This is a genomic window from Hymenobacter sp. HDW8, from assembly GCF_011305775.1.
GTDB lineage: Bacteria > Bacteroidota > Bacteroidia > Cytophagales > Hymenobacteraceae > Hymenobacter > Hymenobacter radiodurans.
On sequence record NZ_CP049907.1, the window covers coordinates 1,389,544 to 1,413,055 of the forward strand.

General features: G+C 53.8%; 26 protein-coding genes and 1 pseudogene. 16 read left to right on the forward strand and 11 right to left on the reverse strand.

What is annotated here, in order from left to right; genetic code table 11:
* Window position 1 precedes the first annotated feature (1 nt).
* Window positions 2-400: a DUF4296 domain-containing protein gene (locus G7064_RS05685; protein ID WP_166072830.1), complete on the reverse strand. Its 399-nt coding sequence runs from the start codon at window positions 398-400 to the stop codon at window positions 2-4.
* Window positions 401-437: 37 nt separating this feature from the next.
* Between G7064_RS05685 and G7064_RS05690 the strand changes: the two genes are divergently transcribed.
* The 5 genes from G7064_RS05690 to G7064_RS05710 all read left to right on the forward strand — a co-directional run bounded on the left by G7064_RS05690 (window position 438) and on the right by G7064_RS05710 (window position 4,656).
* A complete protein-coding gene (locus tag G7064_RS05690) occupies window positions 438-1,340 on the forward strand; it encodes a DUF58 domain-containing protein (protein ID WP_133272189.1) in 903 nt (300 codons plus the stop codon).
* Window positions 1,341-1,408: 68 nt separating this feature from the next.
* The gene (locus G7064_RS05695) at window positions 1,409-2,311 is read left to right on the forward strand and encodes a hypothetical protein (protein WP_166072831.1); all 903 of its coding nucleotides are present in this window, start codon (window positions 1,409-1,411) and stop codon (window positions 2,309-2,311) included.
* A gap of 78 nt (window positions 2,312-2,389) precedes the next feature.
* Complete coding sequence (locus G7064_RS05700; protein WP_166072832.1) at window positions 2,390-3,442, forward strand: vWA domain-containing protein; 1,053 nt, start codon at window positions 2,390-2,392, stop codon at window positions 3,440-3,442.
* A 70-nt stretch (window positions 3,443-3,512) separates the two neighbouring features.
* Complete coding sequence (locus tag G7064_RS05705) at window positions 3,513-4,193, forward strand: YggS family pyridoxal phosphate-dependent enzyme (RefSeq protein WP_166072833.1); 681 nt, start codon at window positions 3,513-3,515, stop codon at window positions 4,191-4,193.
* Window positions 4,194-4,278: 85 nt separating this feature from the next.
* On the forward strand, window positions 4,279-4,656 hold the full coding sequence (locus G7064_RS05710; RefSeq protein ID WP_166072834.1) for a DUF423 domain-containing protein: 378 nt from the start codon (window positions 4,279-4,281) through the stop codon (window positions 4,654-4,656).
* An 85-nt stretch (window positions 4,657-4,741) separates the two neighbouring features.
* On the opposite strand, the gene G7064_RS05715 is transcribed toward G7064_RS05710, so the two are convergent.
* The 3 genes and pseudogenes from G7064_RS05715 to G7064_RS05725 all read right to left on the reverse strand — a co-directional run bounded on the left by G7064_RS05715 (window position 4,742) and on the right by G7064_RS05725 (window position 7,522).
* On the reverse strand, window positions 4,742-5,278 hold the full coding sequence (locus G7064_RS05715; protein ID WP_166072835.1) for a DUF1573 domain-containing protein: 537 nt from the start codon (window positions 5,276-5,278) through the stop codon (window positions 4,742-4,744).
* A 106-nt stretch (window positions 5,279-5,384) separates the two neighbouring features.
* Window positions 5,385-6,796: pseudogene (locus tag G7064_RS05720) on the reverse strand (ATP-dependent RecD-like DNA helicase).
* Between the two features lie 291 nt (window positions 6,797-7,087).
* Window positions 7,088-7,522, reverse strand: coding sequence for a PaaI family thioesterase (locus G7064_RS05725; RefSeq protein ID WP_133272183.1), 435 nt, complete (start codon window positions 7,520-7,522; stop codon window positions 7,088-7,090).
* A gap of 46 nt (window positions 7,523-7,568) precedes the next feature.
* Here G7064_RS05725 and G7064_RS05730 point away from each other — a divergent pair, with 46 nt between their 5' ends.
* The 3 genes from G7064_RS05730 to coaD all read left to right on the forward strand — a co-directional run bounded on the left by G7064_RS05730 (window position 7,569) and on the right by coaD (window position 9,708).
* Window positions 7,569-8,063 carry an NUDIX domain-containing protein gene (locus G7064_RS05730; RefSeq protein WP_165963507.1) on the forward strand — a complete coding sequence of 165 codons (495 nt, stop codon included), beginning with the start codon at window positions 7,569-7,571 and terminating at the stop codon, window positions 8,061-8,063.
* A gap of 186 nt (window positions 8,064-8,249) precedes the next feature.
* Complete coding sequence (locus G7064_RS05735; RefSeq protein ID WP_166072836.1) at window positions 8,250-9,137, forward strand: DUF3822 family protein; 888 nt, start codon at window positions 8,250-8,252, stop codon at window positions 9,135-9,137.
* An 88-nt stretch (window positions 9,138-9,225) separates the two neighbouring features.
* Window positions 9,226-9,708, forward strand: coding sequence for a pantetheine-phosphate adenylyltransferase (gene coaD, locus G7064_RS05740; RefSeq protein WP_133272180.1), 483 nt, complete (start codon window positions 9,226-9,228; stop codon window positions 9,706-9,708).
* Here the strand turns inward: coaD and G7064_RS05745 are convergent.
* Both G7064_RS05745 and G7064_RS05750 read right to left on the reverse strand, forming a co-directional pair.
* The gene (locus tag G7064_RS05745; protein ID WP_166072837.1) at window positions 9,705-10,193 is read right to left on the reverse strand and encodes a hypothetical protein; all 489 of its coding nucleotides are present in this window, start codon (window positions 10,191-10,193) and stop codon (window positions 9,705-9,707) included. The two genes, coaD and G7064_RS05745, sit on opposite strands and share 4 nt — an antisense overlap.
* 22 nt (window positions 10,194-10,215) lie before the next feature.
* On the reverse strand, window positions 10,216-10,917 hold the full coding sequence (locus G7064_RS05750) for an NUDIX hydrolase (protein WP_133272178.1): 702 nt from the start codon (window positions 10,915-10,917) through the stop codon (window positions 10,216-10,218).
* A gap of 232 nt (window positions 10,918-11,149) precedes the next feature.
* On the opposite strand from G7064_RS05750, the gene G7064_RS05755 reads away from it, so the two are divergent.
* Window positions 11,150-11,644, forward strand: a complete 495-nt coding sequence (locus G7064_RS05755) for a metallophosphoesterase family protein (RefSeq protein WP_166072838.1) — start codon at window positions 11,150-11,152, stop codon at window positions 11,642-11,644.
* 102 nt (window positions 11,645-11,746) lie between these two features.
* Here G7064_RS05755 and G7064_RS05760 read toward each other — a convergent pair whose 3' ends face one another.
* Complete coding sequence (locus tag G7064_RS05760) at window positions 11,747-12,115, reverse strand: hypothetical protein (protein ID WP_133272176.1); 369 nt, start codon at window positions 12,113-12,115, stop codon at window positions 11,747-11,749.
* 105 nt (window positions 12,116-12,220) lie between these two features.
* Between G7064_RS05760 and G7064_RS05765 the strand changes: the two genes are divergently transcribed.
* Window positions 12,221-13,270, forward strand: a complete 1,050-nt coding sequence (locus G7064_RS05765; protein WP_166072839.1) for a threonine aldolase family protein — start codon at window positions 12,221-12,223, stop codon at window positions 13,268-13,270.
* Here the strand turns inward: G7064_RS05765 and nhaA are convergent.
* Entirely contained in the window at window positions 13,267-14,451 is a 1,185-nt protein-coding gene (gene nhaA / locus G7064_RS05770) for a Na+/H+ antiporter NhaA (protein WP_166072840.1), read from the reverse strand. The two genes, G7064_RS05765 and nhaA, sit on opposite strands and share 4 nt — an antisense overlap.
* Window positions 14,452-14,926: 475 nt before the next feature.
* Here nhaA and G7064_RS05775 point away from each other — a divergent pair, with 475 nt between their 5' ends.
* Window positions 14,927-15,586 (forward strand): metallophosphoesterase family protein, encoded by a 660-nt coding sequence (locus G7064_RS05775; RefSeq protein ID WP_133272173.1) that lies wholly within the window; start codon window positions 14,927-14,929, stop codon window positions 15,584-15,586.
* Window positions 15,587-15,602: 16 nt separating this feature from the next.
* Window positions 15,603-16,241, forward strand: a complete 639-nt coding sequence (locus G7064_RS05780) for a DNA-3-methyladenine glycosylase family protein (protein ID WP_166072841.1) — start codon at window positions 15,603-15,605, stop codon at window positions 16,239-16,241.
* A gap of 26 nt (window positions 16,242-16,267) precedes the next feature.
* Here the strand turns inward: G7064_RS05780 and G7064_RS05785 are convergent, their stop codons facing one another.
* Window positions 16,268-17,182 carry a DUF58 domain-containing protein gene (locus tag G7064_RS05785; RefSeq protein WP_133272171.1) on the reverse strand — a complete coding sequence of 305 codons (915 nt, stop codon included), beginning with the start codon at window positions 17,180-17,182 and terminating at the stop codon, window positions 16,268-16,270.
* A gap of 307 nt (window positions 17,183-17,489) precedes the next feature.
* On the opposite strand from G7064_RS05785, the gene G7064_RS05790 reads away from it, so the two are divergent.
* The 4 genes from G7064_RS05790 (at window position 17,490) to G7064_RS05805 (ending at window position 20,191) form a co-directional block, all read left to right on the forward strand.
* On the forward strand, window positions 17,490-17,831 hold the full coding sequence (locus tag G7064_RS05790; RefSeq protein ID WP_133272170.1) for a DUF3276 family protein: 342 nt from the start codon (window positions 17,490-17,492) through the stop codon (window positions 17,829-17,831).
* A gap of 219 nt (window positions 17,832-18,050) precedes the next feature.
* A complete protein-coding gene (gene ychF, locus G7064_RS05795; protein ID WP_166072842.1) occupies window positions 18,051-19,148 on the forward strand; it encodes a redox-regulated ATPase YchF in 1,098 nt (365 codons plus the stop codon).
* A gap of 119 nt (window positions 19,149-19,267) precedes the next feature.
* Window positions 19,268-19,477, forward strand: coding sequence for a zinc ribbon domain-containing protein YjdM (locus G7064_RS05800; protein ID WP_166072843.1), 210 nt, complete (start codon window positions 19,268-19,270; stop codon window positions 19,475-19,477).
* 201 nt (window positions 19,478-19,678) lie between these two features.
* Window positions 19,679-20,191, forward strand: a complete 513-nt coding sequence (locus G7064_RS05805) for a hypothetical protein (RefSeq protein ID WP_166072844.1) — start codon at window positions 19,679-19,681, stop codon at window positions 20,189-20,191.
* A 39-nt stretch (window positions 20,192-20,230) separates the two neighbouring features.
* Here the strand turns inward: G7064_RS05805 and G7064_RS05810 are convergent, their stop codons facing one another.
* Both G7064_RS05810 and G7064_RS05815 read right to left on the reverse strand, forming a co-directional pair.
* Entirely contained in the window at window positions 20,231-21,676 is a 1,446-nt protein-coding gene (locus G7064_RS05810) for a M48 family metalloprotease (RefSeq protein ID WP_166072845.1), read from the reverse strand.
* 94 nt (window positions 21,677-21,770) lie between these two features.
* The gene (locus tag G7064_RS05815) at window positions 21,771-23,252 is read right to left on the reverse strand and encodes a M48 family metalloprotease (RefSeq protein WP_166072846.1); all 1,482 of its coding nucleotides are present in this window, start codon (window positions 23,250-23,252) and stop codon (window positions 21,771-21,773) included.
* Window positions 23,253-23,512 lie beyond the last annotated feature (260 nt).

Consider the following 23,512-nt stretch of genomic DNA (forward strand, 5'->3'; position numbering starts at 1 on the left):
TCTACTGCCGACGCTTTGCTTCTTCGGCCTGATCTTTTGCTCCTAGCTTGGCCTCGCGGGCAGAGAGGCTGTCGATGACGGCTCCGTAAATATCATCCAAGTCTTTGTCGTGGATGGCGTAATAGCGGTAGCTGCGCTGAAAAATAGTGTCGGTGACCTTGTAGCGAGTCAGCAGCTGACGATGCAGCAAGTTGAAGGCCGCACGAGCTGAATCGGGGGGCAAAGCGGCAGCATCTACGCGGCTTTCGTTCAGATGCACGTCGATGAGCATGGCTACCATTTTATCTTTCGGTAACAATGGCTGTGGCACCAATGGCTCTTCGGGGCGCTGACACTGCGTAAATATCAGCATCAGCAGCAGGCTTAAGGTAGAGTAAATGGATGCAGGGAGCTTTTTCACAACGGCAAAGTTAGGAGGAACCCGTAGTTTAGCTGAAATGAATACCGCCGACCTCACTCCGCTCCAGCAACTCGTGCGTAAGCTTCGGCAGATGGAGATACGCATCATCAAGACAGTAGATGCGCAGTTGCAGGGCAATTTTCACTCCGTCTTTAAAGGTACGGGGCTTGAATTCGACGATGTGCGCCTCTACCAGTACGGCGATGAGGTGCGGGCCATCGACTGGGCTGTATCGAGCAAAGGCCACGGCACCTTCGTCAAAACATATAAGGAAGAACGCGAGCAATCAGTTCTGCTTTTGCTGGATGTCAGTGCTTCGCAGCAAGTGGGTGCCGCCGGCCGGCGCAAGCTCGATGTGGGCCGTGAAATCTGTGGGCTGCTGGCGTTGGCCGCTGCCCGCCAGGATGCGCAACTCGGAATCCTGGCTTTCTCTGATCAAAAAGAGCTGTATTTGGCCCCCGGCAAAGGCATCCGGCACGCCTATAGCCTCATCAAGCGCCTGTTTGAATTGACGCCCCGCTCTCCCCGTACGGCGGTCGGGGCCGGTATCAAACAAGCATTAGGCATGCTGAAGCGCCGCAGCATTGTGCTGCTGATTTCCGACTTTATTGATACCAACTACGAGCGGGAACTAACCATGCTGGCCCGCAAGCACGACTTGGTGGTATTGCAGCTGCTTGACAAGCGCGAACGGGAATTTCCGCCCCTGGGCATTGTGCCGCTTCACGACCAGGAAACCGGCCGCACCATGTGGGTGAATACGTCGGCAGAGTCGTTTCGGGCGCGGTACCGGGCCACCTATGAGCAGAACCGGGCGCAAATCGGGCAGATTTGCCGGCGTCATCGGACGGAGTTCTTATCCATTGCCACCGACGCCGACTACGTGACGCAGTTGGCCAGTTTGTTTCGGCGGCGCAATCAGCGGGGTGGGCGTGCGTAAGGATTCAGCGAAAAAAAGCCCCCAGTAGTTTTGTTGCGGGGCAATGTGCAGTTGCTGGCACCCAGCATATGGCTGGTTTGGCTGCTGTTCCTTTCGTCAGGTGTGCAGGGCCAGGAATTGCCCCCGAGCAGCCGACGGGACGTTTTCTTCGCCAATCGGTGCGCGTAGGGGAAATTATCAGCTACGAACTCACCTTCCGTCACGACCCTACACTTGAGGTTGTATTCCCTGACTCTACGGCCGAGTTTAAACCGTTTGAGTATGTGGGCAAAACCTTTCAGCCCACGCTCACCCGCCGGGGCCGCAGCTTCGATCGGACTGTATATCAGCTCCGCACGTTCAGCCTCGACTCGGTGCAGCGCCTGAGTTTGCCGGTTATGATTCTGCGCGGGCACGACACGCTTACCGTGAACACGCAGGTAGCCAGCATTCGGCTGGAGCGCACGGCACCAGTGCCGGAAGTTATTCCGCCCACTACGCCTGTGCTGAAGCAAAATACCACGTTACTGCCAGTAGATGAGGCGTTCAATTATCCGTTTTGGCTGGCGGGGCTAGGATTAGTAGCACTGGTGGGCGCCGGCTTGTGGTTTGGCTTTGGCAGCTACTGGCGGCGCCGCTACCAGTTGTATAAGCTGCGAAAAAACCACGCATATTTCCTGGCCCAATATGCGCGCCATATTGAGCGGTTCGAGCTGTCGCGCTCCCTCACGAATATGGAGCGCGCCATTACGCTCTGGAAAAACTACCTCACAACCCTCGAAAACAACACAATCAACAGCCTCACCACGCGCGAGATTGTGGCTTATTATCAGAATGATGTGGCGGTGAGCCGTGCCCTGCGCATCACGGATCGGCTGATATATGGCAACCAGTTTAACGAAGATGACACGGAAACCGGTACTGCTTTCGACCTGCTGCGCGACTTTGCCGACAGGCGTTATACCTTGCTTAGTGGAGCGGCCAGAAGCTGATAGCAACGAAGGTGATTTCGTAGGAATAGAATAGCAAGTGAGGCAACTTGGCTCAGTACTTAAGGATTGAAACAACTCATGATTGAACAGTTCTGGCAACGCTTTCTAGCCCCTTTGCTTGATGGGCTGCGCTATGCCACGCTGAGTAGCTACACCTGGCAAGAGCCGCGCCTGCTGCTGCTGATTCCGGCGCTACCCCTGCTATTTGGGCTACGCTGGCTGCTGGTGCATCGGCGGCGCCCGCACCTCGACGTTGCTTTTGTAGCTGGCCAAGCAAGGCGCGATTGGAGCGCGCTGCTCCGCTTCCTCCCCGATATCTTGCTGATGTTCAGCTTGGCATTTGGCCTAGTGGCCTTGGCGCGCCCTCAGCGCACGGATGAACGCGTGGTACAAACCGGCGAGGGTATTGATATGCTGCTGGTGATGGACGTATCGGGCTCGATGGAACTACAGGATTTGCTACCTAATCGACTAGAGGCAGCGAAGCGGGTAGGGCGGGAATTTATAGCCGGACGCATCGGCGACCGGCTGGGCTTGGTGGTTTTTGCTGGTGACGCTTACTCGCTTGCGCCCCTCACCACCGATTACGATTTGCTACGCGAAAGCCTCGACGGCTTGCGCCTAGGCATGATTGCCAACGACGGCACGGCCATCGGTACGGCCCTAGGTGTAGCCACCAACCGCCTGCGCGATTCCCGCAGCCGCACGAAAGTTATCATCCTTATTTCAGATGGCGAAAACACCGCCGGCAGCCTCGACCCGCTGACGGCCGCCCAATTGGCGCATGCTTATGGCCTCAAGATCTACACCGTAGGGCTTGGCCAGGATGGCACTGTGCCCTACGGAACAGATGAAACTGGCCGGCCGCGCTACGTCGAAACTCGCCTCGACGAGACCACCATGCGCCAGATTGCCCAGGCGGGCGAAGGGCAATTCTTCCGGGCCACCGACAACGCCGGCTTGCAGCGCGTGTTCCGCCAGATCAATACGTACGAGAAATCAGAAATTAAACAGACTCGTTTTCGCAATACCAAAGACTATTACCGCTTATATCTGTTTTGCTGTATAGGTTTGTGGCTTGTTTGGCTGGGGTTGAAAAATACGTTTTTGACTAATGCTTTGGAGGACTGAACTGCTCGTCCTTCGCATTTAATAGCTGCCTGGCAGGCTGAGTATTACTGATTACCACTAATTCAAATTAATGTCCATCGCCGATAATTTTCACGCCGTTCAAAGCGAGTTGCAAGGCACTAACTGCCGTTTAGTAGCTGTCACCAAAACGCATCCGGTAGAGCGCTTGCGCGAAGTGTATGATGCCGGTGCGCGGCTTTTTGGCGAAAATAAAGTGCAGGAAATGGCCGCCAAACAACCCGATTTGCCCCCCGACGTGGAGTGGCATCTGATCGGTCATCTGCAAACGAACAAGGTGAAGTATATAGCGCCTTTCGTGCACACCATTCAGAGTATCGACAGTCTGAAGCTACTGCTCGAAATCGAAAAGCAAGCCGCCAAGCACAACCGTGTTATCTGCGGACTACTGCAATTCCACATTGCTTCGGAAGAAACGAAGTCGGGTCTGAGTTTGGCGGAAGCGGAGGACATCCTGCAATCGGACGCATTCCGCACTTTGCAGCACGTGCAGCTAACGGGCGTGATGGGCGTGGCCACCTTCACCGACGATGAAAATCAGCTACGCCGCGAGTTTCGGGAGCTGCGGGGCTACTTTGAGTTACTGAAGGAGCGGTATTTTGCCCCCCAGCCCACGTTCAAGGAGATTTCGATGGGTATGAGCGCCGATTATAAGCTGGCTATTGAAGAGGGAAGCACGCTTATTCGGGTGGGCAGCGCTATTTTTGGTGCCCGGCCAGCTCTGCAAGGCTAACAACAAGATTCAAGCTCAGTAGCCGCTTTCTTTCCTCGTTCAAAAACCGCTTCTCCATCACACGACACATCCTATCCGATCTACTATGACGGCTCGCTTAATTTTACAAATCGCGGCTTTGCTTGGTGCCCTGGGCGTGGGTATCGGCGCCTTCGGGGCACACGGCTTACGCAAAATGCTGGAAGAAACCGGCCGCTTCGACACCTTTGAAACGGCCGTGCGCTATCAGTTTTATCATACGCTGGCGCTGCTGGCTGTGGGTATTTTGCTGGCCATGCGCCCCGACATTCGCGGACTGAGCTTAACCGCTTGGCTGTTTCTGGGGGGCATTTTGCTGTTCAGCGGCTCCCTGTACACCCTTTGCTTTACGGGCATTATCAAGATGGGCGCCGTTGCGCCCATTGGCGGCCTACTGCTGATTGCTGGCTGGCTGCGACTATTGTGGGCGGCGCGCCAACTATAAGCACGAATTTCTGACTCGCATCAGCGCACAAAAAAGCCCCCAGACGCTCATATAGCTGCTGGGGGGCCTTTTTGTGCACTAATCCTTACGAAGACTTGCGCTTCGCTTTGATTTTGCTGTCGTTCATCTTGGTTTTTTGCTTGGCATCGCCTTCCCCAGCCGAAACGTCGGTTTTGGCGGGTATAGCTTCGGTAGTGGCGGTTGCGGCATCTTTGATTTCGCCTACCAGCGCTACCATGGTGTTTCCACCAGCTGAGTTCGACTCTACGGTAAGCACTTTATTCTGCATACCCATTTTGCCGGCGCTGTTGAACTTAGCCGTTACAGTACCCGATTTGCCGGGCATGATGGGCTCCTTTGTCCAATCAGGCACGGTGCAGCCGCAGGTGGTACCAATGTTGGCAATGACAAGCGGCGCAGTACCCACGTTCTTGAATTTGAACACGTGCTCTACGATGTCGCCCTGCTTCACGCTGCCGAAGTCGTACTTCATTTCTTCAAACTGAATCTGCGGGCCAGCTACTTTTTGCTGAGCGTTGGCCGGCTTTACGGCCGCTGTTTGGGCTTGGGCAGCGAAGCCAGCCAGCGAAAGCGACAATGCCAGAACAAGTGCTTTTTTCATGAGTTGAAAGCTTAAAGTGTTGAGAGGTACAAATATATGATTTATCAATTCCAGATACGGGAGGCGTAGCCAAACTGCTTACCCCAAGTCAGTAATACGTTTTTACTTAATCGGCTAGTAGCTTACTATTGAAATTAAGCAAAAATAACCGATCGGCAGCGCGCGTGACGGCTGTATACAGCCAGCGGGCAAATTCGGCGTTTACCATGTCTTCTTTCAAAAATCCGTGGTCAACGAATACCGCCTGCCACTGTCCGCCTTGCGCCTTGTGGCAGGTAAGGGCATAAGCAAATTTTACCTGTAAAGCGTTCAAATACGGATCTTTGCGTAGAGCGGCGCTTTTCTCGCGCTTCGTGCCAAGATGCGCGTAATCGGCCGAAATGGTCTGATACAGCGCATTGCTACGGTCGGCGGGTAATGCTGGCGACTCGGTGTGCAGCGTATCGAGCATCAGCTTCACCTCTATTTCTTCCTCATCCGGATAATCAACGAAGCGAATGCGGGCATCGGCGAAACGGAAGCCGAACTCCTCCTGCCGCCGCACGATTTTGCTGACCTGCACAAAGTCGCCGTTGGCCAGAAAACCCATTTCGGAGTCTTTGGGCAGCCAGAAATAGTTGTTGCGCACCACCATGAGGTAGTCGCCAGCTTCTATCTCCTCCTCCGCCCCAAACAGCGCGTGCCGAATGTGCTGGTTATACATGTTGGCGTTTTTGTTGGAACGGCAAATGATGGTCGTGTTCTCGTGCCCGAAGTTTTTGTAGGCCCACCGTAGTCCATCCTCCAACTTTTCGCCCCCACCGGAAAAATATCGGAGTAGCCGCGAGTGTGAAACTGGATATGCGGCTTTTCCTCCCGCAACTCCTCCCGCAGAATGGTCGCATTCACCAGAATCCCCGATTCCTCCGCTTGTCGCATTACCTGACGAAGCTCCACCGAATCTACTTTCGCTCGGAAGCGCGCCGCCAACAGCTCCGGGTCGAGGGCGGGGCTGAGCAGTTGGCCTACGGGTGGCAGCTGGGCCGTATCACCAATAAGGAGTAGACGATTAGTCGGCTTTTCGAACACGTAGCCTAGCAAATCATCGAGCAGGCCATTTTCGCCGAAGGCTTTTTCGTCGGAAATCATGGAGGCCTCATCCACGATGTACAGCGTATCAGCGGTGCGGTTGGGCTGGCGCTGGAAGCTCAGGCTTTCGGAAGGTGAGCCAGAGGTTTGGCGGTAAATCTTCTTGTGAATGGTGCTGGCCGCAACGCCTGAGTATGCGCTCATCACCTTCGCGGCGCGGCCCGTAGGAGCCATCAGTGTGTATTTGCGGCCTAGCTGATGCAGCCATTGCACCAACGCACTAACCACGGTGGTTTTGCCCGTACCCGCGTAGCCACGCAGCACGAACACCTTACGGCCAGGCAGATCATCTTTCAGAAACTCATCGAGCTGTCGGAAAAGCTGCGCCTGATCCTGGGTGGGTTCGTACGGAAAATAATCGCGGACAGAAGGCGTGCGGACGGTAAGCATATTTATAATGAAAACTGTGATTCAAAAGCAGAAACATTGCTAGCGATTATTCAATGTATCGCAGATAAATGTGGTCACATCTAAACCTTAAGCATATCTCTTTCAGATACTCACCAAACCATGCGCTTTTATCATCTCGTTCCAACATAAGTCCTGGCAGATATTCTAGGGTATCAAAAAAATCAACTAATTCAGCCCCCTTGAGCCCTTCATGAGCTAAAATTCTGCCGTGCACTAGCAGTTTGTGGATTGCTTTTAAAGCCTTATTCGGATCAGCGACCATCAAATTATCTACTGAGGTTCAATTACGGCCATCGTCGCGGTAGCTTTAGCGATGAGCACGTCGTCGCACCAAACTTCGGCCTCGCAAAAATGAAGGCGACGGCCGGCTTTTAGCACCCAACCTTTGGCCACAATTTTTTTCCCAACGCCCGGATTCAGATAAGACACTTTCAGGTCGGCCGTTACCATGCCGTAATTGTCCGGGATGAGCGTAACGCCGGCAAAACCGGCTACCAAATCGGCCATAGTGGCGATGACGCCGCCATGCACGAAGCCGCGCTGCTGTTGGTGAAGGAGTTCGAGGGGAAGTTCAGCTTCGACCCGGCCAGGTTCGATGAGCGTTAGGTCGGCACCGATGTGGTGCATAAACTGTTGGCGGGTGAGCTTTTGCCGGATTCGGGCGACCAAATCGGGCGATGGGGCGGAGTTTTGCGTAGGAGGCATCAATAGTCAAAGATACCGCCTTTTGGGCGGCCCCTCCAACCCCATTATGCCCTCCGAATCACACCCCGACTTGCTAAACGCTTACAATGGCCAAGTGCGCGTGCGCGTTTGCGGCCTGCTCGTGCACCAAGGCGCGATACTGCTTACTGCCCATCGTGGGCTGCCCAATACTGCTCTCTTTTGGTCGCCCCCGGGCGGCGGCTGGCATTTTGGCGAGTCGGTAAAGGAATGCTTGGTGCGGGAGTTTCAGGAGGAAACCGGGTTAGCGATTACAGTAGGGCGTTTTCTGCACCTGCACGAGTTTCGGAGCAACAACCTGCAGGCGTTAGAGCTATTCTTTGAGGTAAAGCCCGTGGACGCCACTGCCGTACCCAAACTCGGCACCGATCCTGAGCACGCCACTGATGCGCAGTTGCTTACGCAGCTGGCATTTATTACGCCGCGGCAGTTGGTAGCCATGCCCTTGCCGCATGTGCACCCCATCTTGCACCAAATCATCAGCCCCGACGACCTGTACATTCCGCATATCCAATTCAAGTAACTGGCTCTAAACTTTCCTGAAAAAGCCCCCAGCACATGGCGTTGGGGGGCTTTTTTGATAATCAGATCTGTCGCTAATGAACTGGTTAGCCAATGCTTGCTTCTTTGGGCGGTTATCTTTTTAGCTACGTAGCCATTTGCCTTCTTACCTTTAGCGGTCTACCTGGCGCTTATTGCCCTTTCTGCCGTGTCCGCTTCCTCCCCTACCTTTTCCTCTTCGTCGCCTACTTCCCTCCTCGATCTGCGCGACGAGACCTTCGATGCTGCCCAACTAGGCACTTACAACCTTTACCTCACAGCGGGGCCCGCAGGCTTGCGCGTAGGCGTGGCCGATGTGCGTCGCAATAAGTTTGTAGTGTTAGAAGAGTATTCCGCACTTTCAGCCACCTCGCTGGCTGGCCAATTTCGCACCTTGGCTGCCCAGCACGATCTGGTAGGTCAGGCGGGCTGGAACCACGTTCGGTTGGCGGTGCAGAATCGCCATTTCACGCAGTTGCCTCAGCCCCTCTTCCGGGCCGGCGACGAGGGCCGTTATCTGCAGCTCCACCATACCTTTGATCCGGGCCACGAAACGGTACATCACTACACGCATCCGGGCCTAGAGATGGTAAGCGTGTTTGCAGTCGAAAAGGCTCTTGCTGAGTGGTTTCGCAGCGTATACCCGACGGGTCGCCTTATTCACCAAACCAGCGCCTTACTCGAAGGTGTTGTACACCAGAGTCAGCAAGCCACTCCCCGCCGCCTGTACCTGAGCATTGGCCACCAAGAAGTAACGATAGTAGCCGTGCGCGGCAAGCGTCCGGAGTTTTGCAACACGTTTGCCTTCACCACTGCTGAAGACCTTATCTACTACACTATCCTGGTGATGCAGGAACTCCAGCTCAACCCTGACCAGGACCCCGTGGTGCTGTGGGGCGATTTGATGCATCACTCCGAGCTATTCACTATCCTGCGCAAATACATTCGCCACCTCAAGTTTGGCAATCGTCCGCTGGATCTGTCGTACAGCTATCGACTGAATGAAGTGTTTGAATATCGCTATTTTGAGCTGTACAGCCTGCATCTTTGCGAGTAACGCTGATTATTGATTCCACAGAAAAGTCAGAAGTTTTCACCCTGACAGTTATTGCACAGAATCCGCATTAGCACAAACCAGCATACCTATGACAACCCGCGTTGCCTTGTTTCCCGGCTCCTTTGACCCGTTTACCAATGGTCATCTTGATGTAGTGCGCCGGGGGGCAAATTTGTTCGACGAGGTAATTATTGCCATTGGCAACAACAGCAGTAAAAGCCGCTATCTGCCCGTAGAGCAAATGGTGGCGATGATTGAGGAGGTTTTTCGGGATGAGCCGCGTGTATCCGTGCGCTCTTACAAGGGCCTGACCGCCGACTTTGCCCGGGAAGTAGGGGCACGATACTTATTGCGCGGGCTGCGCAACACCACCGACTTTGAGTATGAGAATACCATCGCGCAGGCCAACCGCCACCTGAATCCGGAACTGGAAACCGTGTTTCTGATTACGGCGCCGGCCTTGGCGGCCATTAGCAGCACCATCATCCGGGAGGTGCATCGCTTCGGAGGCAATGTGGACAGCTTTGTGCCCTTTAGCTTGCCCGCCTACGAAGCACCTACTGCGTCCTAACGACGCTTGATTACCCGTACGCCTGATAACTGGGTGGCTGTCTCAGGGGCAAATACCGGTAGCACGATGTACGAGGGAGCCGTCAGGGTCAGGTTACCGCGCTGCATGAGTTCTTCTTCATTATTACCCGTCATCACGATATCGCGCACTTTACGAGTGCGGGCGTTGAAAGTAACAATAAGCGTAATGCCTCCTGTCTCAAACGTGTTTATCCAGCCCTCGTCTTTGATGCGAAGCGACTTGCTATTGCGTGGCTTCGGCTGGACAGCAAGCGGCTCCACCTGGGTTTCGCGGGGTGCGCCAAGGCGCTCGCGAATTTCTTCAATCGAATAGCCCACTAAAGAAGGCAGGTCTACGGCTACCGGAAGTGTGATGGAGGGCGCTACCGCGGCGGGGGGCTTTATTTCACTCGGCGGCTGCGAGCGGGTACAGGCCCCCGCGCCCAAGACTAGTACTGCAAAAATTGACGGGTAAAATAAACGCATAGGCTCCCACGGAGCGAAGATGCTACTTCGCGGGAGCTTCTTCGGCAGAGGTCGTGCCAACCTTTTCGCTTAGGTAGTGGCGCACAACTAACGTGATAGAGGCATAGGACTCAGAAAGTACCGCTAGCGCCTCCTGGGGCGTCATCCAGCGCACTTCCTCAATATATTCCTCGGCCTGGGGCTTAATAAGCGAATCGTCGAGGCAGTTCATCACATACCAATTCGTCTTCTTCAGAATTTTATTGCCATTGTAGGCGTAGGAGTGCCAAGTGCTAGGCAATTCTTCGCCTAGCTCAACCTTTACGTTGCACTCCTCCTCTACTTCTCGCAGGGCGCCCAAAGCCGGATCTTCATCCTTTTTGAGTTTGCCCTTGGGCAAATCCCACTTACCAAGTCGGTAGATCATCAGCACCATGCCATCTTTTACCACCAAGCCCCCGGCCGCTTTCACGATTCGGAACTGGTCTTTAAGATGGAGAATGAGACGCTTTTTTTTGCGGGCCAGCAGCGTCAACGAAGTTAGCTTCTTCAGCTTTTTCACCTCCATCAGCCGCAATAATCGATCGACGAAGACGTCGGTCACGTCGCGTACCAGCACGTCGCCTACCAGATCCTTGGAGATAAATTCATCTTCCGCGTTCAGAATCAGGTCGTAGCGGTGCTTGTACACTTTCTCGCTGTTCTTCTTGATGATCAGCGGAATGTCGTTGATGAACACATTCATCGGAGGGCAATATGAAGAGAGGGCGGAAAGAGAAAATCAGGCAAAGCTTGCCATAAAACAGCGGATAAATATCCGCAAACGAAAATTACTTAATGAATGGGCAAGATACGAGGTAGTATGTTTAAGAGTTGGTGAATATGGCTGTTTCAACTATTACCGCTTGATTTTGAGCCGTATTCGGCGTTTTATGCAGTTTATACCCCGTTGCTTCCTACCCTATTCCTAAATTTAGATGAAGAAAATCGGCTTATTATCTGATACGCACAGCTACCTCGATGAGCGTATCTGCCATCATCTTACTGGCCGCGACGAAATATGGCACGCCGGCGACTTCGGAACTGCTGCGGTAGCGGAGGAATTGGCAGAAATTGCCCCCCTACGCGGCGTTTACGGTAACATCGATGGGCAGGATGTACGTCGCACCCAACCGCTGGTCCAATCGTTTGAGCTAGAGGGTTTGCGCGTGCTCATGACACATATTGGTGGTTATCCGGGGCATTACAGTCCAGCCGCTCGGCTACTGCTTGCCCAAGAGCATCCCGGCTTATTCATTAGCGGTCATTCGCACATTCTCAAAGTTATGCCCGACCCGAGGCTGGGGCTACTACACTTGAATCCGGGGGCTGCTGGGAGGCATGGCTTTCATAAAGTGCGTACGCTGCTGCTATTTGAAGTACTGGGGGGCAAAATTCAAAAGTTACAAGTGGTAGAATTAGGTCCAAAATAAAAATTTACTTTGGCTAACTCTACAACGAAAAAGCGTCTTTCCTTTGCAAGAAAGACGCTTTTTGTGAATTATTGAGCCAACCGACGCCGGTGGCAGGCCGATTTAGAGGGCAATTTCAGGCTTCGGCTTGTCGCCTTCCTGACCGTCTTCGTTTACTGGCTTGGTAACAGCTTCAGCTTCGTCGAAGCCTTCCGTACCGGTCTGATTGGCTTCTACCGACTGGGTAGGAGCTGACTGGGCAGCAGCATCGGCAGCGTTAGCATCGGCCTGCTTTTGCGAGCGGGCGGCAGCTTTTTCAGCCTTCGTTGCAGATTGGGCAGGGGCAGCACCGCCATTGAAGCTGGCTTTCAGCTCTTCGATGTCCACGTTCTTCAGAACGGGCGTGAGGAGTAGCTGCTTAATGATACGCTGCTTGTTATTTTGACGCGCAATGTTCTTGCGGTGCTTACGCTTCAGTCGGGTGACGCTCATATCCGGGTCGGTTAAAGTCGATTTGTAAAGGAGGGGCAAAAGTAAGTCTTATTTTTGAATCCTGAAACCATCGTTTGTATATCTGTATTCTCACGCCCAAGCCCTATGTCTGAACCTATTATCGATTTGCGCTCCGACACTGTCACCCGTCCGACGCCGGCTATGCTGGAGGCCATGTTCCGCGCCCCGGTCGGCGACGATGTGTACGAAGAAGACCCAACCGTGCGGGAGCTAGAGGCAACGGCCGCTGCTCAGTTTGGCTTGGAAGCCGGCTTGTTTTGCCCTTCCGGCACCATGACTAACCAGATTGCTATTAAAGCGCAGACGGAGCCGTTAGCTGAGGTTATCTGCGAGCAGACCGCCCACGTCTATCTGTGGGAAGTGGGTGGTATTGCCTTTCACTCGGGTGCCTCTACGGCCCTGCTTCCCGGCGACCGGGGGCGTCTTTCCGCGGCACAGGTGGAAGCGGCTATTCGGCCCGCCAACAACGTGCACTACCCAGATACCCGCCTCGTGTGCCTCGAAAACACCAGTAACCGCGGCGGCGGCAGCTGCTACTCCATGGAAGGCATCCAGCAAATTGCGGAAGTGACGCGTCGTCATGGTTTGAGTTTACACTTGGATGGCGCCCGCGTTTATAACGCTTTGGTTGCCACTGGCCAGTCGGCGCAAGAATACGGCGAGTACTTTGATTCTATCTCGGTGTGCTTATCGAAGGGCTTAGGAGCCCCAGTTGGCTCCGTGCTGTTAGGCAGTAAAGCGTTGATTCAAAAGTCGAAGCGCATTCGGAAGGTAATGGGCGGGGGAATGCGGCAGGCGGGCTATCTGGCGGCAGCCGGATTGTACGCACTGGAGCATAACGTAGCGCGCCTAGCCGATGACCACCGTCGCGCCCGTCAGTTGAGTACAGTTCTTCAAAGCCAGCCGTATGTAGCGGAGGTGCTGCCCGTCGAAACCAACCTGCTCATCTTCCGGCTGGCCGATGACATGTCCTCTAAAGCTTTCCTGGAGCATCTGGAAGAGCAAGGTATTCGGGCGTCATCATTTGGCCCCCAAATGATTCGCTTCGTAACCCACCTCGATATCGATGATGCTATGGTGACTCGAATAGAAGCAGCATTAGCTTCCGTGCCCGTAGCGACGGTCAGTGCTTAGGCTTCCTTCACCAGCTCAGGTTTATCGGCTGCTGCGGCCACCATATCTGGGCGCGGACGCAGCAGAAAAATACCGACCAAGGCGGAAAGAATAGAGCCTAAAATGACGGCTAGCTTGGCTAGGTCAATGCGGCTGGCATCGGAGAAAGAAAGGTTGGCGATAAATATTGCCATCGTGAAGCCGATGCCAGCCGTGAAGCCCAGCCCCAGCAAGCGCCGCCAGTTCACGTTAGCCGGCAAAGAAGCCATTCCGGTTTTAATCATGAGCCAGCAGGCCCCAAAAATTCCGATGGGCTTGCCCAAAAGCAGTCCCAGTGCGATACCCAAGCTCAACGGCGAGGTTAATTCACGCAGCGTATCGACGGAGAGGATAATGGCCGTATTGGCCAAGGCAAACACGGGCAGAATAATGTAGCTGACAGGCTTTTGCAAGGCGTGCTCAATTCGTTCAATAGCATCGGTAGGAATGGTAAGCGCGAGCAATACTCCTGCAATGGTAGCGTGCACCCCCGATTTCAGCACGCAATACCACAAGGCTAGACCCATCAAAAAGTAAAGCGGCAACCAACCTATTTTCAGCCGATTTAGCACAGTCAAAACCGCTAATATGCCTACACTACTGAGCAAGTAGGTCATATTCAGATCGGCGGTATAGAAAATTGCGATAATCACGACCGCCATCAAATCATCGATAATAGCCAGCGCCGTGAGGAAAATGCGTAGGCTGAATGGCACCCGATCCCCGAGCAGTGAGAGAATACCCAGCGAAAAAGCAATGTCGGTGGCAGTGGGCACTGCCCAGCCGTGCGTTAGGTCGGTGCCCGTGGTAAATAGTAAGTAGATGAGGGCCGGCGCCGCGACGCCGCCCACGGCCGCTACTACCGGCAATAAGGCCGCCCGCAAATTGGTTAGCTCCCCGTAGAGCACTTCGCGTTTGATTTCCAGTCCTACCAAAAAGAAAAAGATGACCATTAACCCATCATTTATCCAATGGGACATGGTTTTCTCAAGCGGAGCAATACCGATGTGCGTTTCCCACAGGCGCAAATAGCTTTCGCCCAAAGCCGAATTGCTGATTGCCAACGAAAATACCGTAGCCAGCAGCAACAGCAGGCCCGAAAGCTTTCCACTTTCTGATAAATCGCGGATAGGGCTAATAACTTTTCGGTATAATGTAGGCATTGAAAGGGTCGTTTGTGCTCGGGCAAAAAGCAATACGGGGGAAAAAGCAAATTTACGAGTCTAAAAAACGATAAATGAGCAACAGGGCGCCTGATGTGCATTCGTACCCAGAACATTTCCCCAGCTATCTGGGCCTCTGATCCTACCATAAAAAAGCCCCCCAGCACTCTATTAGGCTACTGGGGGGCTTTTCTGGTCCTGACTTTATCATTGCATGCAGCATTCATGAGGAGCAGTAACAATAAGATGGTTATTGCCGCTGGCTGGCGCGTGATATTCCTCCAGCGGTTTACTGGTGAAATGGCTGGGCTAATCTATTCCTGAAGTGCCGACAGAAGAACAAGGCAACAACTAGGGTTTGTGCTACTTTTGCTCACCCATTCTGCGAAGCTCCCCTGTGGTGCAGCAGCAGGTATGTGGGCGGCCCCACGGAAGTCTCGTTTTGACCTCCGGCTTTTCGCTTGATTGCTTCCGTATGAACCTGTTTATAGTTGGTGATGTGCATGGCTGTTATTTCACCTTTCTGGAGCTTTTGCAGCACTGGAACCCGGCCCGGGAAATCCTCATTCAGGTGGGCGACCTCGTGGATCGGGGCAACTTCTCGCCCGAAACGGTAGCCGCCGCCATTTCCCTCAACCTGAAGCACCCCAAGCAGACTGTATTTTTGAAAGGCAACCACGAAGCGGGTATGCTGAAATATTATGGCCCCCAAGGCCCGTATCCGAGCTGGCTGGAGTGGGGAGGGCGCGAAACCTTGGAGCAGTATACTACGCAGGCTCACTTGCAACTGCCGCACCTTATCTGGCTGGCTCAGCGCCCTTTGTACTGGGAAAACGAAGCCATGTTTGTGAGCCACGCAGGCCTAGCCAGTACGCCCAACCCGTTGGACGAGGATGATCAGGACGGCGTATTATGGCGTCGGGGACCCTTGCGCAATATTGGTCGTCTGCAGATAGTTGGCCACACGCCCACCCAGGATTGCCGGCCGGCCTTCGATGCGGCCCACCAAGCCCTCTACATTGATACAGGCGCTTATATGGGCAACTGTTTGACTGGCGTGAAGCTGACTCCCGATGGCGAAGTATTGGAATACATTGCCGTCGATACGCACCGTACCGACATCAGCTTTCGTTAAATCAGCTTTCGTTTTTATGCTGCTCCCTGATTTTTCCCACGAAGCCGCTGTGGCGCACCTGCGCCGCGACCCCATCCTGGCTACCATTATCGATGGTTGCCGTCCCGTTGAGCCCCGCCCCCACGAAGACATTTATCTGGCGCTGATCAAAGCAATTGTCAGCCAGCAGATTTCGACGAAAGCCGCGGCGGCCATCTGGAAAAAGGTAGAAGCCCTGTTTCGGCCCGATGGCTATCCGGAGCCCAGCGTTCTGGTGCTGATGAGCGATGACGAGTTGCGCGCCGCTGGTTTGTCGCGTCAGAAAGCGGGTTACCTGCGGGCTATTGCTGAGTTTTCTCTCCAAGATAAGCTTGAATACACCTTCATTGCGGGCTTGACAGAGGAGGAACTCACGAATCATCTTACCGCCATTCGCGGCGTAGGCCGCTGGACAGCCCAGATGATTCAGATGTTCGCCTTAGATCAGCCCGACGTGTTTCCCGAAGGTGATTTAGGCGTGCAAAACGCAATGCGCCGCGCGTACCAGCTGGAAGAAACTGGCCGGCCGCTGCTACGCCGCATCACGCACATAGCGGAAGACTGGCGGCCATATCGAACGCTGGCCTGCAAGTACTTGTGGCAGTCGTTGCCAACTACCCCAAAACCAGAGAAGTAACCGTATTTCTCCCGCTGGGGGGCTTTTTACCGCACTTTCCCCCGCTTTACCAGGTACGCATAAAGGGCCTTATCAAATGGCTCCCGGATATCTACCGGCACGAAATCAATCTTATACTGCCCGCAGCGCAGGGCCAATTCCTGCTCGTAGCGCTGCATGGCGGCACGGTACTGGTCGCGCACCTGATTGGGCTGAAGCTTGATTTGCTCCCCAGTTTCGATGTCTTCGAACAGATACGGGCGGTCGGCAAAGGCAAACTCCGACTCCGTGGCGCGGTCCATGATGTGAAACAGCAATACCTCATGATGCTGGTGGCGCAGGTGTTGCAAAGCCGCCAACATGGTCGTTTGCTCCTCCGGCGCACGGCCCAGCATATCGCTAAAGAGCACCACCAAGGAGCGCTTGGGAATCTGCTGGGCAATCTGATGAATCACATGCGCTACATCGGTAACGCGGCGCGTGGGGGGCCTTTCCAGCAGTTGTTGCAGCGTCAGGAGCAGCGTGTGGCGGTGGGTGCTGGTGGAACGAACCGGTGTTTGTAGTTCTACCTGATCGGCAAACGTGACCAAGCCCACGGCATCGCGCTGCTTCTGGAGCAGAGTAATAAGGGCTGCAGCGCACAGGATAGAAAAGCGCAGTTTGTCGTTGCCCGGCGCTGGGTAATACATACTCGGCGATACATCGAGCAGCAAGTGGCAGCGCAGGTTGGTTTCCTCCTCGTAGCGCTTCACAAACAGCTTATCGGTACGGGCAAACACTTTCCAGTCGAGGTGGCGGGTACTTTCGCCGGGGTTGTAGAGCCTGTGCTCCGAAAACTCCACCGAAAAGCCGTGGTACGGCGACTGGTGCAAGCCCGTAATAAAGCCTTCGACCAGCTGACGGGCCAGAAACTCCAGATTCTCAAACGAGCTGACGGCAGCTAAATCAAGGGGTTGAGCCATATGCGATTAGGGATGTGATGCTTTTGAGATTGCCTAAGGAAAACACGCGGACTGCTTCGCTTGCGCTCGGCATTACGTCCCTTTATTGATAGCTAATTCTTGTACTGATTATAAGAAGCAGAGTAAAGATACGTAGCGAATCGCCCCTAGTGGTGGTAACCGCTGCTCGCACCCACAGCCGAGCTACTCCTACTTTGGGGGGCTTTTTCATTCAAAAACCTAAGATTTAAATTTTTATATCCCATTCGAGAAGAGTACTTTGGTCGGCCATTCAACTATTTAATAAGAAAACTTTACCGAAGGAACCGTGGAAGACCGTCACGATCAGGAAGAAATTTATTCGCAGCGCATTAAAGCTGGTAAACGCACGTACTTCTTCGACGTGAAAGCCACGCGCGGCCAAGACTATTACCTCACCATCACCGAGAGTAAGCGCAAGCTCCGAGACGACGACACCTTTTCGTATGAGAAGCACAAGATCTTCCTGTACAAGGAAGATTTTGCCAAGTTTGTAGATGCCCTGCAAGATGCCGTGGATTATGTGCGCGAAGAGTTATTAACAGAGGAAGAGGTAGCCGAGCTAGACCGCCCCCGCCCCGCCTACAACGACGAGCCCTACAACGGCAACACCACCGACACTACTTATTAAGCCAGCCTAGCGAAACAAGCTTTTACTTCTCTATTTATTTAGCGCGCGGCGCGCTTTGGTTTCGGCCAAAGCGCGCCGTTTTGCTATCCGCAAGGGGCCTCGTACGCATATCGTTGGCTCACCGTGCTTTCCCGGTGAACAACCCGTACCTTTGCCCCTCGAATTTGCCCCCCAAGGCCAGTTCAACCCTTACTATTCATCCCTCAAAACTTACAAAGAATGGGTCTCCGCTGCGGAATCGTCGGTTTGCCGAACGTGGGTAAGTCCACGCTATTCAACGCCCTCTCGAATGCCAAGGCCGAATCGGCCAACTATCCTTTTTGCACCATCGAGCCGAACGTGGGCATCATCACCGTGCCCGATGAGCGCCTTCAGATACTCGAAGCGCTGGTAAACCCGGAGCGCGTGCTGCCCACGGTTATTGAGTTCGTGGACATTGCCGGCCTCGTAAAAGGCGCCAGCAAAGGCGAAGGTTTGGGCAATAAGTTCCTGGCCAACATCCGCGAGGTTGACGCCATCATTCACGTTGTCCGCTGCTTCGACGACCCCAACATCGTGCACGTAGCCGGTTCCGTTGATCCCGTATTCGACAAAGAAGTTATCGACACGGAGTTGCAGCTCAAAGATTTGGAAGGCATCGACAAGAAGTTGATTAAGTCGGAGCGCTCTGCGAAGGCCGGCGATGCCAAGGCCAAGAAGGAAGTAGCCGCGCTCCAGCGTTTTAAGGCTCACCTGGAAGCTGGCCAGAACGCCCGTTCGCTCCAAGCTGATGCCGATGAGCTGGAAGCAGTAGAAGATTTGCAATTGCTCACCATCAAGCCCGTTATCTACGTGGCCAACGTGGATGAAGCCGCTATCCGCACCGGCAATAAGCACTTGGACGCGCTGCGCGAGTACGTAAAAAGCGAAAATGCCGAGGTAGTACCGATTTCGGCCGCCATCGAGTCGCAGATTGCTGAAATGGAAGACCCCGAGGAAAAGGAGATGTTCTTGGGTGAGTACGGCTTGAAAGAGTCCGGCTTGAGCCGCTTGATCCGCGCTAGCTACGAGTTGCTCAACCTGATTACCTACTTCACCGCCGGCGTAAAAGAAGTACGTGCCTGGACCATTCACCGCGGCGATAAAGCCCCCCAGGCCGCCGGCGTTATCCACTCCGACTTCGAGAAAGGCTTCATCCGCGCCGAGGTGATTAAGCTCCCTGATTATCAGAATTATAAAACGGAAGCCAAGATCAAAGAAGCTGGCAAGATGGCCGTGGAAGGCAAGGAATACGTGGTGCAGGATGGCGATATCATGCACTTCCGTTTCAACGTCTGATCCACGGATTTCCAGACGTTGCGGATGCCTGCGGTGGTCCTACGACTCCAATGTCGTAGGACCACTATCGTTGAAGGGCAAGCCAGCGCACGCACACGACATCCTTAAAAATGCCCCCCATGGACGTAAAAGACAGCAACGGCACCCTACTCAACGAAGGCGACTCCGTTACCCTCATCAAAGATTTGAAAGTAAAAGGCTCGTCGCTCACGCTAAAGCGCGGCACGATGGTAAAAAACATCCGCCTCACCAACAGCCCTCAGGAAATTGAAGGCCGCACGGGCGGCAGCACCATGGTGCTGAAAACTGAGTTTTTGAAGAAGGCATAGCAATTCAGAACGTCATGCAGAGCGGTAGCGAAGCATCTCGCGTGCTGACGCAGGATTAGTAAAATAACGGCGCGAGCAAGATGCTTCGCGCCGCTCTGCATGACAGACACAAAAGCTGCAACTTCTTCGGCGGCTCTGTAACTTAAACGCCCCGGCCATTATTTGGTCGGGGCGTTTTTATTTTATTCAACCAAGCCAATCATGAAGCTACTTATTTTAATGTTGTCACTAACTATCTGCTTTTCAAATTGCAGTCAGCGAAAGGAATATATCCATGAGAATGGAATATTAGTATTAGACAGTGCTCGCAATCATGGAAGTTTTGATTACTTTATTCCATGTGTAATTAATGACACTCTCAATCTATGGGAGAATCTGAATAATATTAAAGCACCAATAGCAAGACGTGTAAATCCTAATATTTATCAATTTGACATTATTGAATCGGCTTGGATTTCAACCGCCGATTCCTTTTATATCTTCGATAAAATCAACAACGCACCGCGCCGATATATAACAGCCGTTCAACTGACACTCGAAGAGAACGAAAATTTTAAAGAAGACAGTGATTTAGTAGAGCGAGTAGACACTGTTCGATTAGCTGGAATACTGAATATTGATAAGTTTTACAATAAATACTATCATATAGTAAAAGTTAAGAAATTCATTTTATCAAATGTTACCGAAGACAAAACGAGAGAGAATATGCACTAATGTGATATTCTCTCTCGTTTTGTTAACCTTAGTCTGGGATTACTTTCCCACCACCTTATACAGACTCCCCGCGCTTAGCGGATCGGTCAGCTTCATGCCGTTGAGCACGGCTAACTCCTCGCGTCGAGCAGCGGGAACGCCATTGGCGGCCAGCGCCTGGGCTAGCGTAGTAGCTTTGGCGGCCGTTTTGATGCGAATTTTCTCCGACTGACGGTTCAGTTTGCTGGCGTCAGTGAGGCGGGCGAAACCTTGGGCACTACGCTGAAACTGGGGCGCATACGTATTGAAATCGGCGGGGGAAGTAAGGCCCACTAAGGCATAAATAGTCTGGCCATCTTGAATAAGGTAAGACAACGTGCGGGCGCTTACGCCTTGCTGCCCGTTTTGCGCCTGTTGCACTTGGTCGGCCTGGATGGCAATAGCGGGAAAGCTGTTGATAGTAGTGCGCTGGGCCTGGGCCGACTGCAAGCTAAGCTGCTTCACCAAGGCTTCCGCGGCGGCATCGAGGGAGTTGCCGGGGGCAGGCAACAACACCAAGACGGCCTTACCATTGGGCTCGCCCATCTGAAACTGCGAAGGCGAATTCTGCGACTTCCAGCCCGAAGGAATGGGAAAGCTGAATTTTAAATCAGGGTGGTAAAAGGTGCCGGATTCTACGTAGCCCTGGCGTGGATCTTCGCCGTAAGGCAAGCCCTCGATGAGACGCAGATACTGCTCGCGGTTGACGGCTAGCTGACGACCGGCTTGCTGCTCGGCCTGTTGAGCCAGCTTTTTCACGTTCTGATACCGGTCGGCGGAGTTGGGGTGCGATGAGAGAAAAGTGGGGATGGGAGATGCGCCGCTGCTCTGCTCGGTGCGCTGCAACGTCAGGAAGAAATCGGCCATGGAAGCCGGGTCGTATCCGATTTTGCTGGAATACTTCACGCCCAACTGATCGGATTCGTTTTCGTCGTCGCGGCCGTACTTAAGCAGGCCCAGCCCGACCACCTGCGCGGCAGGCTGCGCAATAGAGGCAATGCGCCGCGAGAAGATGGACCCCAACAGAATAGCCCCATTGGCAACGGTAGAGCGCGTTTGCTGCTTCTGGCCATGGCGAGCCGTGATGTGCCCGATTTCATGGCCTAGCACACCGGCAAACTGCGCCTCATTATTAAAGTGCGCCATAATACCACGGGTGAAATACACGTGGCCATCGGGCGTGGCAAAGGCGTTGATAACCGGCGAATCGACGACGGTAAAGCCCTTAACATCAGCGGGGCGGTCGGAGATTTTGCCCATCTGCATGCCTTTGCTGTCGATGTAGCTCTGTAGCTTGGCATTATCAAGCAGGCCAAACTGCGCTATAATCTGCGGATCGGGCTGCGCGCCTTGCACAGGTGCGGCGGCTTTGGTAGGGCCGGAGTTCAGGCTGATGGCACTGGTCAGGGGCAAGAGTGCAGTCAGCAAGGCGGCGGCACTCAAACGACGAAATTGGGTGGATTGCATAAGGAAGAGTAGTGAGTAAGGTGGCCGCCAGAATGAGGAGGAAAGTAAAAATCCAGCAGGCATTCTTCGCTCTAAACGGAAGGACTGCTAAACTTTATTTTGCTACTATCTTGATGAGTTGACCGGCCGTCAGGCGGTCGGTAAGCTGCATGCCATTTAGGATAGCCATTTCTTCCAGACGGTCGTTAGGTACCTGAAAACGGGTCAGGGCCTGCGACAAGGTAGTAGCGCTGGTTACCGACTTTATCCGGACGCGTTCAGGCTGGCGGTTAAGCTTGTCGGCATCGGTGAGGCGGCGAAAGTTCTCCATCGAACTGGTGAACGTTGGGAAGTAAGTTGCAAAATCCGGGCCGCTGCTGGCGCCAATCATCGCATAGATGGTTTTGCCATCCTGAATAAGGTAGATCAGCGCCCGCGTAGCGGGTCCCTGCTGCTGTTGGGGTTGGCCTTGCTGTTGCTCAGCCACCTGATCAGCCACGACAGCCAGAGCCGGGAAGCTGTTCACCGTCAGCTGCTTCGACTCAACGGGCTGTAACTTGAACTGCTGCACCATCTGCTGAGCCGCCGCTTCCAACGACTCTCCGGGGGCCAACGTTAGTACCATCAGGGCTTTGCCATCGGGGGCGGCCATCTGAAACTGCTGGGGGGAGTTTTGGTGCTTCCAGCCCGTAGGAACCGAGAATTGAAACTTCAGCTCAGGATGGTAAAAGGTATTGTTCTCCACAAAGCCCTGCTTGGGATCTTCGCCATACACCAAGCCCTCAATCATGCGCAGGTAGGAGTCGCGGCCAACGGCCAGATTGGTTGTACCGACCTGCTGCTGCGTCTCGGCCGCTAGCTGCTTTACCGTGTTGTAGCGGTCTTCGGGGTTGGGGTGAGAAGAAAGAAAATCGGGAATGGGCTCGGCGCCAGCCGCGGCGCTTGCCTTATCCTGCTCGCGCTGAAGCGTGAGGAAGAAATCGGCCATCTGCTTGGCGTCGTAGCCGATTTTGGTGGAATACTCCACGCCCAGGCGGTCGGATTCGCGCTCGTCGTCGCGGCCGAATTTGAGAAAGAGTACCTGCAAGCCCTGCATGGCTTGCTCGCCATATTGGGCTAGTTGAGGCGAGGCAATCATGCCGCCGATAAGGAGCAATTGCCCGAAGGTGGCTTTGGTTTGCTGCTGAGCAGAATGGCGAGCCGTGATGTGCCCGATTTCGTGGCCCAGCACGCCGGCAAACTGCGCCTCATTATTAAAGTGCGCCATAATGCCCCGCGTAAAGTACACGTAGCCACCCGGTACGGCAAAGGCATTAATAACCGGCGAATCGACTATTTTGAACTCATATTTGAGTTCTGGCCGGTGCGATACAGCCGCCATCTTTTGGCCTTTATCCTGAATGAAACGCTGCAAAGCTGGATTATCTACCAAGCCAAACTGGGCCAGCACCTGTGGGTCGGACTGCTGCCCCAACGCCACTTCCTGACTTTCCGACATCAGGCTGACTTGCTTTTTGCCCGTGACGGGGTTCGTCGTGCAGGCCGCCAACAGCAGCAGAAATGCCGCATTGCTGGCGAAGAGGAAGGATCTTTTCATAGGAGTGGGTGGCAGAAAAGCCCCCCAGCACTAGTCTGGAGGCGTGGACGAAGCAGGAAACTAGGAGTGTTCCTGCAACGACAACCTAGCTGAATGGTTGCACTTTACACGCCCGGCAATACTTATATAAATTATATATTGCTATGTATCTTCTAATTATAGAGTCCGGCGCACCTGTAATGTGTGCGTAGCTAACCCCAAGGCAGCCAAAACAATAACCAAATCGGGCTGATCATCAGCAAAAAAGCCCCCCAGCGCCC